Origin of the sequence: Bradyrhizobium sp. CCBAU 11434, from assembly GCF_028128895.1 — a bacterium.
GTDB classification, from domain to species: Bacteria; Pseudomonadota; Alphaproteobacteria; order Rhizobiales; family Xanthobacteraceae; genus Bradyrhizobium; species Bradyrhizobium zhengyangense.
Genome location: NZ_LBJX01000002.1, coordinates 290,299 through 304,773, shown reverse-complemented (window position 1 = coordinate 304,773; position 14,475 = coordinate 290,299). Strand labels below are relative to the sequence as shown.

Here is a 14,475-nt window from a genome sequence, read left to right as displayed (position 1 = left end):
GGCTGGCGCCTGTCGAGAGGCTAGAAGTAGCAGGGTTCCTACCGCGTCATCTTGATCTGCCGCACGACGGGGATCGTCGGCAGCGAGCCGGTGTGCTCGGTCTCATCCTTGGCCTGCGGCGAGGCCGGGGCGCGAGCGGTGGCGTCGGGGAAGCGCTGCTTCATCTCGCGGAGGAAGCCGTCGAGCGTGTCGACGCTTGCGGCGAGTTTGGCGATCTCGGCGAATTCGGCGCTGGAGGCACCGGCCGGCTTGCTGGCGATGTCGAAGGCGAGCCGGTCAGCGCTCTCGCTCATCAGGGGGGCGTATTTCTCGCGGAAACGCGACAGCCCGATCGAATCGTCGGCGAGCGCATAGCCGACGGCTGCGCGAATGATGTCGCTCTTCTCGACCGCATTGAGCGGCTTGAAGTCGCGGAAGCGATCGCCGTAATAGAGCTCGATCTGCTCGGCAGACTCGCGCCAGCGCCGCGCCGCCCAGAAGATGTCCGACCGCAGCCGCAGCACCTCACGCCCCGATACGTTGGAAACGATGTCGAGCGCGAGGTCATGGCGGCCGACGTCGCTCTGCGCCCGCGCCTCGAGCAGCAGGCGCTGCTGCCTGAGCTCGCCGGAGAGGTCGCTGATGCGGCTCGCCCGCAGCGCCGTGATCGCCATGTCGGGCTTGCGGTTGGCGAGATAGATCATGGCCAGACGCGCGGCGACTTGCGCGCGTGCTGCGCCTTCGAGGCGGTGGTCGACCTGATATTGCAGGAGCTCGGCGGCCTGGTCGAGCAGATCGATCGAGGCAAGACGATCGGCAAGACGGCGGATCAGCTCGTCGCCGCGGCGGCCGATCGGGGTCAGCTCGCGGAACTCGTAGAACATCCCGAGCGCCTCGACCGGCGGCAGTTCATCGCCCTTGGGCCCCAGGAAGATTTGCGTAAACAGATCCGACGCCAGATCCTGCGCCTGCCGCGAGGCTTCCGAGTTCGGCTGCATCTTCGTCGCGGTGCGCGCAGCGGTGAGCGCGTCGCGGTAGCGCCCGTTCTCGGAATAGAGCTGCGACAGCATCTGCAGCGTCTTGACCTCGATCGCGTCACCGCGCCAGGTCATCGACAGCGTCTCGAGCTCCTTCAGCGCCTCTTCCTTGCTGATCTCGTCGCGCTTCTGACGCAACGCGACCTCAAGCTGCTTGGCTTCGGCGGCGGCCTGGCGGTCGTCCGAGGCAACCGCGAATTTGTAGTCGTCGAGCGCGTCCTTGTCGTGTCCGAGCGCTTCGGCGAGCCGGCCGCGCAGCACCGCAAAGTCCGGCGCCGCCTCGGGCGGCACGCCGACCACTTCGATCTCGCCGCGACGCTTGGAGGCGCCGGCATAGTCCTTGACCTCGAGCGAGGCGCGCATCGCATCCATCGTCACGATGCGCTGGATGTCGAGTGGCAGCGAGGCGATGGCGAATTCGACGTTCTTGAATCTTTCGCGGGCATCCGCCCATTTGCCCTGGCGCGCATAAGCGAGCGCCTTCCAGAGCTGTGAATCGTGGCTGTTGCCGATCACGGGGTTGGCGAGATCCTTCAGGCCCTGGGTCGTGCGCCCGATCAGGATGCTCGCGATCGCGTGGATGATCAGCGCGCTGCTCTCCTCCTTGTTGAGCGGATCGCACAGCATCACTTCGGTCACGGACTTGGCTTCGTAATACATCGCGCGCGACATGTAGAACTGGGCGAGATCGAGCCGCGGCAGCGAGCGCTGCGCCGGCTCGACGGCCGAGATCGCCGTGATCAGATCGCTCTGGCGCGTCCAGAAATCTTCGGATTGGCCCTTGCGCCAGCTCTCGGGACTGAAGACCGGCCGCACCGCAGTCGGTGCGCGCTCCGCGGAGACGTCGACCGGCGACAGCGTCAGGCCGCCCTTCTTTCCGAGAATGACCTTGTCCTGTCCGACCTCGACGCCGACATCGTCGGAGTTCGGCCGCATCGCGATGCCGTGTGCGGATTCCAGCAGCGAGAGATCGACGAGATCCTGTCGCTTGATGAAGCCGCGGACCGGCCGCTGCGCGGTGACGACATAGAGCATGTCGCCGGCATCGGGATCAGTAAGCTTGTGCAGCTGGCCCGGATTGGCAAAGGGGATGGCAATGTTGGCGAGCGCGGGATCGGTGATGTTGCGGGACATCATCAGCGGCAGCGGCGTCGCCTGGATCTTGTCGGCAAGCGTCAGCAGCCAGTTGGTCTCCTTGCCGACCTCCTCGCTGGTCAGCGAATAGACCAGCGGACGGGTGAGACGGATCCGCACCGCCTGCCCCTTCTCGAGCGGCATGCGGCTGACCTCGCCGATCATCGCACCACCCCGGGCGCGGATCGCTTCGACATCGATAGGCTTTGGCGAGTCGAACACCAGCCACACCGTGTCGCCGCGGCGGAACGCTGCGGCCGGCGTTGCAACGGAAAGCGGGAACGTCACGCGCAAGCCATCGCTGTCGCGCCGCGCATCGACGCTGGCAACAGGGGGCGACGGAGCGGCTTGCGCCTCGACCGGTGCCGGTTTGGGCGCGTCCTTCGCCGCTTCCTTGACCGTCTCCTTGGGCTCTTCCTTGACCGGCTCCTTCGCTGATTCCTTCACGACCTCCTTGGGCGTTTCGGTCACCGCGGGCTTGGCGGGAGCAGCAGGTGCAGCGGCCTCCATCGCGGGCGGCGCGTTCTTGGGCGCGTCCGTGACGTGCGGGGCTTCGGTCGAGTTTACCGCGGGAGCCGGTTTCGGGGCTTCGGCAGCCGGCATCGCGGCGGGCGCTTCCGTCTTTGCTTCGGGCTTCACCTCGATCTTGGCTTCGCGCGCGATCGCCTCCGAGGTCGGCGGCTTGATCTCGCTGTGAGCCTCCTTCGGCTTCGCGGCCGCCGGCTTTTCAGCCGCCGGCGCCGGTCCGTGACCGCCAGCTTCAGCCTTCGCGATCGCGGCCTCCGGCGTCGCCGCGGTCTTGCCCTTGTCGGGCTGGAAGGCGATGTCGACGACATAATTCTTGTCGTCACGGAAGGAATGCACGTCGGAATCGCCGATCAGCGCGATCTCGACGCTGGTCGTATCGATGTCAGCCTTCTGCTTGATCGAAGCGACGTTCGGCGGCGCAGCGACGACAGCATCAGCGAGATCGAAGTTGAGGTTGGCGTTAAAGGCGAGCGTGAGCTTCTGCTCGTTGAGCACGGAGGAGACGCCGACGCCGTCGGGCATCTCGAACACGAAGCGCACGAAGGTCGGCTGCACCGAGGCGCGCACGCGGATCGGCGGACGCTTCTTGCTTTCGGCCGCGGCGCGCTGGGCGCGCAGTGCGCGCTCGGCGACACGCGCGCGCTCGGCAAGTTCCTTCACCACGTCCATCGGCAGGCTCGGTGGCGGGCCCTTCCAGCCTTCCGGCAGCAGGTCGATGAAGGTGCGCTCGCCGGCGTTCATGGTGTTGACGGTGACGCGCCGCGCCAGCGACAGTCTGATCGCGTTGCCATCGGGATCGCGACGCGCGGAGTTGACATAGTCGGGCGCGCCCTCCGGCACGCGATCGACGGGAACGTCGACCGGGCGATCGAAGCGGATGATGAGAATGGAGCCGGCGGTCGTCACCTCGGAGGGAACGTCCTCGCCGAGCTTGATCACAAGACGGGCAAAGCCGCCGCCCGCTGAGAAAGTCGCCTCACCCCGGATCGGATCGGCGGCGCGGGCAAAAGAATTAAGGCCGACCAGCGTGCAGGCGGCCAGCAAGACCGCCTTGCGGACATGGCGCGACAGCCCCAGCGCCGAGGCGCGGGCTCGCGACACAAATCCAGCGGCAGCCTCTCGCGCCATTGGCGGCATTTCTTCCGGTTCGACGGATCCACGCCGGCACTGGTGCCGGCCCATGCCTTCGAATGTAAGTTTTGCCAATTAAGGACTTCTTAAGTATGAGCCCTCAATTCGGCTTTTGCGTCGGCTTGCCGTCGATCTTCGGGAGATCCCCGACGGAAGCAGCCTGATCCCCGCCCCCATTGGCACGGCGCGCCATCTCGACGGTCAGCCGCTCGGCGGCTTCCGACGACATCAGTCCCAGGATGTCGGACATCTTGCGGGGGGCGATCGCCGAGGCGATCTCGATCAGCACGCTCATCTCGAGCCGGTCGAATACCCGTGCGGCGTCCTTGGGCTTCATGCCCTCATACATGGTCACAAGGCCCTTCAAGCGCTGGGCCTCGGCGGCCTTCTGCTCGGCCTGGGTCGCACTGATGCGGGACTCCACCGCCTTCATTTCCTCGACCTTGCCTTCGATGCGCTTTTCCGCCGACTTCAACAGGCTCTCGCGGATGTCGATCTCGCGTTGGCGTGCCTCGATCTCCTGGCGACGCGATTGCAGCCGTTCCAGGATCGCACGCTCCGAGGCCGAGACCTGCGGCTGGGCTTCGTCCATCTTGACCGGAGTGCCCTCGGGCTTGCTCTCGGGTGCGGCCGGCTTCGGCGCTTCCTTCGGCTCGCCATGCGTCGAGCCGGTGATGTCAGGGTCCTCTCGCCCGGTCGGGAAGTTCAGATTCTCCTGCGCCCAGGACTTCTTCAAGGAGTTCGGCTGGTAGTCGAACACATAGCCGCCATTGATCACGAGCCCCGCCACCTTCAGCGTGGCGAGACCTGCGACCGCAACCAGCACGACCGGAATGACGCGGATGTTACGAAAGGACTTCATACCCTGACTTTATGCGGCGATACCGTTGGACCCAAGACCGTTGGATCTGCGGCGCTCCGAGAAGGCTTCGGCGGCGGCGGCCACCGCCTTCGCGGGCGACGGCTTGGCGACGGGCGCTGCGGCAGCGTCCGGATTTGTCACGGGGCGGGCCGCGATGGCGATCTTTGAGAGGCGGCGCACCACGTTGTCGGCTTCGCCGAGCTGCTTGTAGAGCTGGTCGGACATCTGCGTCGCGGCCGCGAGCTGGCTGCCGAGATTCTCGTTGACGTCGCGCACAGCGAGCTTCAGCCCGCCGATCGCGCGTTCGGCGATCTCGGTCGCGGTGATCAGCTCGCCGATCACCGCCTTCAGCGAATGCTCGTCCGCCTTCAGCCGGGTCAGCCGCTTGTTGAGCAGGATGCAATAGCCGATCGTGAGCATCAGCAGGATGGCCACCAGCGTCTCGATCGCCATTCCTAGGGAGTGGTTCATGGGGCCTCCATCAGCTTATTCTGTTCGTCCACCTTCTCGAACATCGCAAGTGTCGTATTTGGCTTGCGCAAGGGTTTCGTGACGCGGATCGCGACGCGGTCGCCGACCCGGCCCATCCGCCCTTCGCTGATCGTGACGTCGCCGCAGCGCACGGTGACGTTGGCATCCGCGCGCATGTCCAGCGGCAGCGTGTCGCCGACCTTGAGCCGCATCAGCTGCTTGAGCGGAATGTCGGCCTCGTAGAGCACGGCATCGACGGAAATCTCGGCCTGGACGATCTCGGTGGCGAAATGGCCTTCCCAGATCGGATCACGGCCGAACTTTTCGCCCATGAACATCTGCAGCAGAACGGGCCGGATCGGCTCGATGGTCGCGTAGGGAAGCAAGAGCTCGATATTGCCGCCGCGGTCTTCCATGTCGATGCGCAGGCGCACCAGGATCGCGGCGTTGGCGGGACGGCTGATCGCGGCGAAGCGCGGATTGGTCTCGAGCCGGTCGATCGTGAAGGTCACCGGCGACAGCGGCCGGAACGCCTGCTCGGCATCGGCCAGCACCACCTCGACCAGGCGCTTGACCAGCTCGGTCTCGATCGTGGTGTAGGGCCGGCCCTCGATACGCAGCTGGCTGGAGCCGCGGCGGCCACCGAGCAGCACGTCGATCATCGAGTAGATCAGGTTGGAATCCACCGTCGCCATGCCGAAGTTTTCCCACTCCTCGGCCTTGAATACCGAGAGCACGGCAGGCAGCGGGATCGAGTTCATGTAGTCGCCGAAGCGCACCGAGGTGATGCGGTCGAGCGAGACTTCGACGTTGTCGGAGGTGAAATTGCGCAAGGAGGTCGTCAACAGCCGCACCAGGCGGTCGAAGACGATTTCGAGCATCGGCAGACGCTCGTAGGAGACCATCGCCGAATCGATGATCGCGCGAATGCCGCTGTGATCGTCGAGCGTGACGTCGCCGACGGTGAAGCCGAGGAGATTGTCGATCTCCTCCTGCGACAGCACCCGCTCGCCGGAATTCTTGCCGTTGCCGAGATCGCGGCTGCCGTCCTCGACCATGGCCGCCCATTGCAGGGCCATGGTCTCCGAGAGTTCGTTTTCGGCAGCAGCCTTCGCGGCCTCCGCGGGATCCTCGGAATCGAGCGATGCCTCCCATTGGGCGGCAATCGCATCCTGGTCCATCTGCTCGTTGCCGGCCATGACGCTAGCCCGTACCCTTCCGCTGCATCCTCACTGGAGCACGACTTCCTTGAACAGCACCGCGCTGACCTGGATCGGCGCGACCGCGGCGTTGACGCGCTTGGTCAGCTCTTCCTTGAGACGGAAGATGCCGGCGGAGCCGTTGAGGTCGGAGGAGCGAAGCTCGCGCACATAGGTCTGGAAGATGTCGGTGACCCGCGGCATCGACGGCTTGATCGCCTCGATCTGCTTCTCTTCCTTCAGCTCGAGCACGATCTTGAGCTTGAGATATTGCACACGCTCGCCGGGCGCGCCGGCGAGGTTGACCATCATGTCGGGCACTTCGACGAAGGCCGGCGGCTTGGGCGGGGGCGCGACTTCGGCATGATGCTCGTCATCGCCATGACGGAAGAACAGAAACCAGGTGGCGGCACCGCCGCCGAGCACGACCAGCACGCCGACGACGATCAGGATCAGCTTGAACTTGCTCTTGGGGGCAGCGGCTTCCGCGCCTTCGGCGGCTGCGCCGCCTTCCGCTTCATTCTCTGCCATGACCGTCCGGGCTCGCTCATCTCATAAAGGGTCGAAAGGGCGAGGCCTCCTGGCAGACAGTGACGCGATACAAATGCCCCAGCGCAAAGCGCTCCTCTCACACGCAAACGCTACGGTAATAATGGTTAACGGAACCTTTCGATCGGGCTTCCGCTAGGAAAAATCTGCCGGGCAAACATGGCTAACAGAACCTTTCTGCCCCCTGCTTTCTCTGCCGAAAAATAGCCAACCAACTGTAATCATGCATGTTTTCGAGTTGGCACGGCTTTCGCTGAGAGAAGGGCGAGACCGGATGGTTTGGGAGAACCGGACGGCCTCGTTCACGGGATCGGCCAAGGCGCTTGGGAGAGCGAGATGGCCGAGCTCACGCAAGGGGAGATCGACCGATGCAGAATGCGCTTCTGATCGGCTTGTCACGGCAGATGACGTTGGAACGGCAGATGGATGTCATCGCCAACAACGTCGCCAACGTCAACACCAACGGCTTCAAGGCCGACCATTCGCTGTTCGAGGAGTATCTCCGCTCGAACGCGCATGAGGACAATTTCGTCGGCTCCGACCGCCGGGTCTCCTATGTGCAGGACCGCGGCACCTACCGCGACGTCGGCCAGGGCCCGATGGAGGCGACCAACAACCCGCTCGACATGGCGATCAGCGGCAACGCCTTCTTCGCCGTGCAGGCCAATGGCGCCGAGCGTTACACCCGCGACGGCAAATTCGCGCTCAGCAGCACCGGCCAGCTCATGACCTCGGACGGCAACCTCGTACTCGGCACTGCCGGCCCGATCGTGTTCCAGCCGACCGACCACGACATCAACGTCGCCCCCGACGGCACCGTGACGGTGCTGGAAGGCACGGCCAAGATCGACACGATCCGCGGCAAGATCAAGATGGTGACGTTCGACGATCCGGCCAAGCTGATCAAGCTCGGCGCCAATCTCTACGACACCGGCTCCGCCGCCCAGCAGCCCGACACCAAGTCCACCCTGCAGCAGGGCTACATCGAGAAGTCGAACGTGAATTCGGTCGGCGAGATGGGCCGCATGGTCGAGGTGATGCGCAGCTACACCGCCATCGCCAACCTGCTCCAGCAGCAGAGCGACCTCCACAAATCGGCGATCGAAAAGCTCGCCGACGTTCCGGCCTGATTGAGGGAGAACTGACATGCAGGCGCTTCACACCGCAGCGACCGGAATGGCGGCACAGGAACTGAACGTTCAGGTGATCTCCAACAACATCGCCAACCTCCGCACCACCGGCTTCAAGAAGCAGACCGCGGCGTTCGAGGACCTGATTTACGAGCACGTGCGCCGCGTCGGCGCCCAGGCCTCGGATCAGGGCACCATCCTGCCCGTGGGTGTCGACATCGGCGGCGGCGTCAAGACCGTCGGCACGCCGCGCAGCATGACGCAAGGCACGCTGTCGCAGACCGGCAACGACCTCGATCTCGCCATCTCGGGCGAAGGGTTCTTCAAGATCCTGATGCCCGACGGCACCTTCCAGTACACCCGCGACGGCACGTTCCAGATGGACAATCAGGGCCGCATCGTCACTGCGGGCGGCAACCCTGTGCAGCCGACCATCACGATCCCGAACAACGCATCGGGCATCACCGTTAACGAGCAGGGCCAGGTGACCGTGACGCTGCCGGGCTCGTCGACCAACACCAATCTCGGCCAGATCGGCGTGACCCGTTTCATCAACAAGGCGGGCCTGCAGCCGGTCGGCAGCAACCAGTTCGTTGAGACGACATCTTCAGGCACGCCGCAGGACGGCACCGCGAATTCGGAAGGGTACGGCAAGATCACGCAAGGCAGCCTCGAGCAGGCCAATGTCGACGTCGTCTCGGAGATGAGCGACCTGATCGCCGCGCAGCGCGCCTACGAGATGAACGCCAAGGTGATAAGCGCCGCCGACCAGATGATGCAATCGACCACGGCGCTGTTCCGCTGAGGTGATGATGATGATCCGCACCACGCTCGCCACCATCTCCGCGCTGCTCGTGCTGGCCCTGCCGGCGCGGGCCGCCGACGACGACATCGCCGCGCCGACGCTGCGCGCCAGCGTCACCGTCACCTCCGACGTCGTGCGGGTCGGCGACCTCATCGACAATGCCGGAGCGGCCGCGCAGATCCCGGTCTATCGCTCGCCCGATCTCGGCACCACCGGCGCTCTGCCGGTTGCCCAGGTGCTGAATGTGCTCCGCGCCAAGCAGGTGATCGGCGTGATGACCGGCGACATCAGGGAAGTCCAAGTCACCCGGCTTGCCCGCACGCTCGCCAACAAGGACCTCGAAAACGCGGTCGCTTCCGCGCTCGACCATCGCTTCGGCCTTGGCGATGCCGCCAACATCACCGTCACCTTCGACCGTGGCATCTCCGACATGCGGCTGGAGGCCTCCAACACCGGCGCGCTACAGCCGGTTGGGACCCGCTACGATGCCCGCGGCGGCCGCTTCGACATCTCTTTCGAGATCAACAACGACAGCAACCCGGCCCCGACCAAACTGCGCCTGACCGGCACGGCTATCGAGACCGTTGAGGTCGCTGTTCTGACCCGCGACGTCGATCGCACCGAGACGCTGAAATCCTCCGACGTCGCGCTGGAGCGGCGGCCCAAGGCCGAAGTGACGGGCGAGGCAGCGCTGCGCGAGCGCGCCATCGGCATGCAGCTGCGCCGGCCGATGCGCGCCGGCATGCCGATCCGCGTCGCCGACGTCGCCAAGCCCGAATTCGTGTCGCGCGACCAGAGCGTCACCGTCATCTACCAGGTCCCCGGCATCTACCTCACCACCCGCGGCAAGGCGATCGAGAGCGGCGCCGAGGGCGACACCGTGAGCGTCCTCAATCTGCAGACCAAGCGTACTCTGAGCGGGGTCGTCACCGGCCGCGGCCAGGTGACCGTGCAGGGTGCGAGCCAGTCCGTGCCAATGGCACCTGCCGTCGAACAGACCTCCTCGCTCAAGCGGGACGAAGCGCCCGCTCCTGTCGACACGGAGGCCCTCGTCCGCAATCTCGTTCAGGCCCCCGCCTCGCAAGCCACTCAAGGTCAAGCTGCCCAGGCTCAAGTCGCACAAGTCCAGATCCCGCAAGCTCGCGCCTCGCAAGCACAAGCAAAGTAAGAGTTAGTCATGTCCGCTTTCAGTTCGGCTTCCCGTCTTCGTCGCATCGCGATCTCCGCACTGTTGCTGACAGTCAGCGCGCTGGGCGGCTGCTCTTCGATCGACCGCCTGTCCCAGATCGGCGAGCAACCGAAGCTGTCGGCGATCGACAATCCGACGACGCAGCCCGGCTACAAGCCGGTGCAGATGCCGATGCCGAAGCCGGAAGTCGCCTCCTACAACCCGAACTCGCTGTGGCGCAATGGCAGCCGCGCTTTCTTCAAGGACCAGCGCGCTCATCAGGTCGGCGACCTCCTGACGGTGACCGTGAACATCACCGACAAGGCCAACATCGAGAACGACACCCAGCGCAGTCGCAGCAACAAGGAAGACTCCGGCATTACCGACTTCATCGGCGCCAAGACGATCACGCAGGCCAACAAGATCCTGCCCGGCCGCATCCTCACTGCCGACTCCACCGCGTCCAGCGAGGGCAAGGGAAGCGTCGATCGCAAGGAAGCCTTGCAGACCAACGTCGCTGCAGTCGTGACGCAGGTGCTGCCGAACGGCAACCTGGTAGTCGAGGGCAAGCAGGAGATCCGCGTCAACTACGAGATCCGCGAACTCATCGTCGCCGGCATCGTCCGCCCCGAAGACATCCAGAGCGACAACACCATCGATTCCACCAAGATCGCACAGGCCCGCATCGCCTATGGCGGCCGCGGCCAGATCATGGACGTGCAGCAGCCGCGCTACGGCCAGCAAGTCATGGACGTGCTGCTGCCCTTCTAACCTCCGCAAGAGCTCCCACATCGTGCTCGCGAACCTAGGCGCGAACGACGATGTACTACGCGGCCCTCGCTAGCTCCCCTGGCGAGGGCCGCATGTATTTTTGGCGAGGATGCCTTGCGGCTACGAGTCATGTCCGCGAACTTACGTAAACTCCGCCTCCACCACGCCCAGCCCGTCCAATTCCATCCGCACCTTGTCGCCGGCTTTCAGCCACAGCGTCTTCACGAGGCTCCCCGTCAGCACGAGTTGTCCCGCATGCAGGCCCTTGCCTTCGGCGGCGAGATGGTTGGCAAGCCAGGCGAGTGCGTTGTGGGGATGGCCGAGCACGTCGGCGCCGGTGCCGTGGCTGATCTCCTCGCCGTTGACGATGGCGCGGCCCTTGACGGCCTTCAGGTCGGGCACCGACGAGCGCGGGACGGAGGGTCCCAGCACGCAGCCGGCGGCGAAGAAATCGTCGGCGATCAAGGTCGGCGCGCCCATCGTCTCCCATTTCACGTAGCGGTCGTCGACGATCTCGATCGCGGGATGATAGGCCTCGACGGCCTCACCGACCCATTCGGCCGTAAACGGCGCCTCGCCGGCGGCGAGGTTCCTCTTCAGGCGCACCGCGATCTCGCATTCGACGCCGACGCGGACATAGTCGGACGCTGCGAGCTTGACACCGCTGTCGTGCACACCCTTCTGGAACACGCCGCCGCCGCAGGGGTGCGGGATGCCGATGTACTCCTGCATGACCTGGCTGGTGCAGCCGATCTTGTAGCCGACCAGCGGCCCCACATGCGGCAGCAGGAGATCGTGCAGTGCGCGCTGGACCTGATAGCCCTCGGCCTCGTCAGCAGGCGGATGTTCCAGCGCCGCGAGCGGCGCATGGTTGCGGCGCGCCAGCGCGATCGCCTTTGCGGCCACGAGAATTTTGTCCATCGGCGCCGCCTCTCCCACGCTACCTAATCAAGGGCGGCACTTCAGCATCCCAGCCCCGGCCTGACAAGCGCTGGCGGCGTGCAGCATCACGCCTTGATCAGGCCGAGCCGGATCAGGCTTTCGGCGGTGGCGAGGATCGCTTCGTCGTTGGAACGGGGCTGCCAGCCAAGCACCGACCTCGCCTTGGCGCTGGTGGAATGCCTGACACGCCCGAGCATCGGCACCACCGCTTGCAGCAGGGGAATCCGGCGCGCGGCAAGCCGCACGAGCCAGTCCGGCGCCTGCAGCCGCGGAACCCGGCGCGCTTTGAAGCCCAGTTCCCGCCGCAGCACCTTGGCGATGTCGAGGATTGACATCGTCTCGCCGGAGACCGCGATGAAACGCTCGCCCTTTGCTTCCGGCGCGGTCATCGCTCGCAAATGCAGATCGGCGACGTCACGCACGTCGACCACGCCGAAATAGACCCGCGGCACCGCCGGCATGGCAGCGTCGAGCAGCGATTTGACGATCTCGATCGAGCCGGAGAAATCCGGCCCCAGCACCGGGCCGAAAATGCCGGCGGGGTTGACCACCGACATCTCCAGGCCGCCGCCCTCGCGCGCGACGAAATCCCAGGCCGCTCGTTCGGCCAGGGTCTTGGACTTGATGTAGGGCTGCACGTCGGCGCCATCGAGATTGGTCCAGTCGGTCTCGTCGAACGGTTTTTGGCGCGGCGAATGCCCGTAGCCGATCGCGCCCAGCGACGAGGTGACGACGACCCTTTTGACTTCGGTATCCCGCGCGGCGCGCAGAACCCGCAACGTGCCGTCACGGGCCGGGACAATCATCTCGTTCTCGTCCTTGGGAACACTGGTCGACAGCGGCGAGGCGACGTGGAGCAGGTACTCGCAGCCCATCGCCGCCTCGCGCCAGCCGTGGTCCGCCGTGAGATCTGCGGTGAAGAACAAGAGGCTGTCGGGCGATGCCGCCCCGCCCTCGCGCAACATCGCCAGCACCGCGGCCTGCCGGTCCGGCCGGCGCACCGTCGTTCGGACAGCATGGCCGGCCGCCAGAAGCTGCAGGATCACATGGATGCCGACGAAGCCGGACCCGCCGGTAACCAGAACAGTGCTCATTGCCAAATTTCCCTCGTTGCGCCGGCCGGCCAATTTGTTCCGCTCCCCTGCTCAAGGACGCATCTGGTCACTATCTCCCGGGGGAACAAGTAGAATGGAGTTCGAGACCGGTATGGAAAACCTGACCAGCGCTTGCGACGGCGCGTGCGATTGCAGCCCCGACCCTGCCTTGCTTGCCGACTTCAAGCGCGCCATCCATGCGCTCGGTGGCAAGTGGAAACTGGAGATCCTGTTCGCGCTGATGGACGGCGCGGTTCGTTTCGGTGCGTTGCGGCGATCGATCGGAGGTATCACCCAGCACGTGCTGACCACGCAGCTGCGCGAGCTCGAACAGGACGGATTGGTGTCGCGCACCGCCTTTGCGGAAAAGCCGTTGCGGGTCGAGTACGAGCTGACCGATGCCGCCTACGGCCTGCTGCCGGCATTTAAGGAAATATTGAGCTGGTCCAGGCTTTATGGGGATGCGCGCCTCGTCGTGTCGCATGAAGCCTAATTGCAGCGAAACATGATGCTGCTTGATCAGCTTCACAGCATCCGGGCCGATCTCGTTGATGCGACTCGCAAAAACCCCTCGCACCTGAAGTGAAGGCTGTTTCTCATGTGAACTCACGTGAGTTCACAGGAATCGACTCTAGCTCATTGATCGCGATTCATTTTTCGCAATGGCAAGGATGGGCGCCATGTCATGGCGCTTAAAGCTGCGCCACGACATGGCCTGTTGAAGCCGCTTGCCTCAGGCGGCGTCGAGTGCGATCCGGATTGCGATCTCGACCGGCGAGTAGGCGCTATCCTCGCGTTCGAGCCGATGGGGCTCGGCCGGAGGGAGATCCGGCTGCGCCATGAAGCGCGGTGTCTTTCCGCGGTGCTTTTGCGCCGCATGTACCAGGAAAGGATGGCAGAGATAGACGGTACCAGCCTCACCGGTCGCGAGCGCAATCTCGCAATCGGCGCCCATGTCATCCAGCACCATCCGCGCGTAGCCCGCCTCACCCCATGGCGCCAGATAGCGCGCCATCGGCATGTGCGAGCCGACCCTGATGCGCGTCGGCGCGTCATTCTCGCCGACATCGGAGAACAGGAACAGCATCAGCAGCGCACGGCCACGCGAGACAATGTTGGCTCGCCACGCCGAATGATCGTGCCGCTCGTTGGGGTCACAGTCTTCACCGGGGAAGCTGAGGTGGATATGCCAGCCGGCATCGCCGGCATCGTCCGGATGCGGGAAGCGGACCGGAAAAGTGCCGCCGATGTCCCTGCGCGCCCGCCAGCGGCCGACGCCGACCAGCTGATCGAACGCGCGATGCAGCACCGGCGTGTTGGCAATCTCTCGAAACAGGACCGCCGTAGCCGGACAGCCGGATCACCGGGCGCGTCCAAGTGGACGGATCGTGCTCGCTACAGGGCAGATCGCGCCACAAGATGGCGCGGCCCTGCTCGGCGAGCTCGCGAGGAAAGGCGTTGTCGATCCGGACAAAGCCGTCGCGAATGAATTGGGCGATTTGCGCGTTGTCGAGCGCGCGGGAAGTGGCAGCCATGATGTCTCTCTATGCTTGCCAGCCCTCATCGTCCGCTCAATGCGGAACCGGCCGGCTCGGTCGGGACTCCGCGAGGCAAGCCGCGCGGCACGCAATGCCTCCGTGGCGGAGGCGCCTGCGCTCAGTCCAGGAAGAAGACC

At 65.0% G+C, this 14,475-nt stretch carries 12 protein-coding genes and 1 pseudogene; 5 read left to right on the top strand and 8 right to left on the bottom strand.

The window, feature by feature from the left end; genetic code table 11:
• Positions 1–38: 38 nt before the first annotated feature.
• From XI06_RS03600 to fliL, 5 genes are all read right to left on the bottom strand, one after another.
• The gene (locus XI06_RS03600; RefSeq protein WP_237872670.1) at positions 39–3,806 is read right to left on the bottom strand and encodes a tetratricopeptide repeat protein; all 3,768 of its coding nucleotides are present in this window, start codon (positions 3,804–3,806) and stop codon (positions 39–41) included.
• Positions 3,807–3,909: 103 nt separating this feature from the next.
• Positions 3,910–4,671 carry a MotE family protein gene (locus tag XI06_RS03595; RefSeq protein ID WP_237865588.1) on the bottom strand — a complete coding sequence of 254 codons (762 nt, stop codon included), beginning with the start codon at positions 4,669–4,671 and terminating at the stop codon, positions 3,910–3,912.
• 9 nt (positions 4,672–4,680) lie between these two features.
• Positions 4,681–5,142, bottom strand: coding sequence for a DUF6468 domain-containing protein (locus XI06_RS03590; protein ID WP_237872668.1), 462 nt, complete (start codon positions 5,140–5,142; stop codon positions 4,681–4,683).
• Entirely contained in the window at positions 5,139–6,341 is a 1,203-nt protein-coding gene (gene fliM, locus XI06_RS03585) for a flagellar motor switch protein FliM (protein ID WP_237865579.1), read from the bottom strand. The genes XI06_RS03590 and fliM overlap by 4 nt, the downstream gene beginning before the upstream one ends.
• A 30-nt stretch (positions 6,342–6,371) precedes the next feature.
• Positions 6,372–6,872, bottom strand: coding sequence for a flagellar basal body-associated protein FliL (fliL, locus tag XI06_RS03580; RefSeq protein ID WP_237865577.1), 501 nt, complete (start codon positions 6,870–6,872; stop codon positions 6,372–6,374).
• A 386-nt stretch (positions 6,873–7,258) separates the two neighbouring features.
• Here fliL and flgF point away from each other — a divergent pair, with 386 nt between their 5' ends.
• The 4 genes from flgF to flgH are packed head-to-tail and all read left to right on the top strand — an operon-like array spanning position 7,259 to position 10,764.
• Positions 7,259–8,020 (top strand): flagellar basal-body rod protein FlgF, encoded by a 762-nt coding sequence (flgF, locus tag XI06_RS03575; RefSeq protein WP_237865575.1) that lies wholly within the window; start codon positions 7,259–7,261, stop codon positions 8,018–8,020.
• 16 nt (positions 8,021–8,036) lie between these two features.
• Positions 8,037–8,825, top strand: coding sequence for a flagellar basal-body rod protein FlgG (gene flgG, locus XI06_RS03570; protein WP_237865572.1), 789 nt, complete (start codon positions 8,037–8,039; stop codon positions 8,823–8,825).
• A gap of 10 nt (positions 8,826–8,835) precedes the next feature.
• Entirely contained in the window at positions 8,836–9,993 is a 1,158-nt protein-coding gene (flgA, locus tag XI06_RS03565; RefSeq protein ID WP_237865789.1) for a flagellar basal body P-ring formation chaperone FlgA, read from the top strand.
• Between the two features lie 9 nt (positions 9,994–10,002).
• A complete protein-coding gene (flgH, locus tag XI06_RS03560; protein WP_237865570.1) occupies positions 10,003–10,764 on the top strand; it encodes a flagellar basal body L-ring protein FlgH in 762 nt (253 codons plus the stop codon).
• A 141-nt stretch (positions 10,765–10,905) separates the two neighbouring features.
• On the opposite strand, the gene XI06_RS03555 is transcribed toward flgH, so the two are convergent.
• On the bottom strand, positions 10,906–11,685 hold the full coding sequence (locus XI06_RS03555; protein ID WP_237865568.1) for a 2-keto-4-pentenoate hydratase: 780 nt from the start codon (positions 11,683–11,685) through the stop codon (positions 10,906–10,908).
• A gap of 86 nt (positions 11,686–11,771) precedes the next feature.
• The gene (locus XI06_RS03550) at positions 11,772–12,800 is read right to left on the bottom strand and encodes an SDR family oxidoreductase (protein ID WP_237865788.1); all 1,029 of its coding nucleotides are present in this window, start codon (positions 12,798–12,800) and stop codon (positions 11,772–11,774) included.
• 94 nt (positions 12,801–12,894) lie between these two features.
• Here XI06_RS03550 and XI06_RS03545 point away from each other — a divergent pair, with 94 nt between their 5' ends.
• Positions 12,895–13,293, top strand: coding sequence for a winged helix-turn-helix transcriptional regulator (locus XI06_RS03545; protein WP_237865560.1), 399 nt, complete (start codon positions 12,895–12,897; stop codon positions 13,291–13,293).
• A gap of 240 nt (positions 13,294–13,533) precedes the next feature.
• Here XI06_RS03545 and XI06_RS03540 read toward each other — a convergent pair.
• Positions 13,534–14,335: pseudogene (locus XI06_RS03540) on the bottom strand (phytanoyl-CoA dioxygenase).
• Positions 14,336–14,475 lie beyond the last annotated feature (140 nt).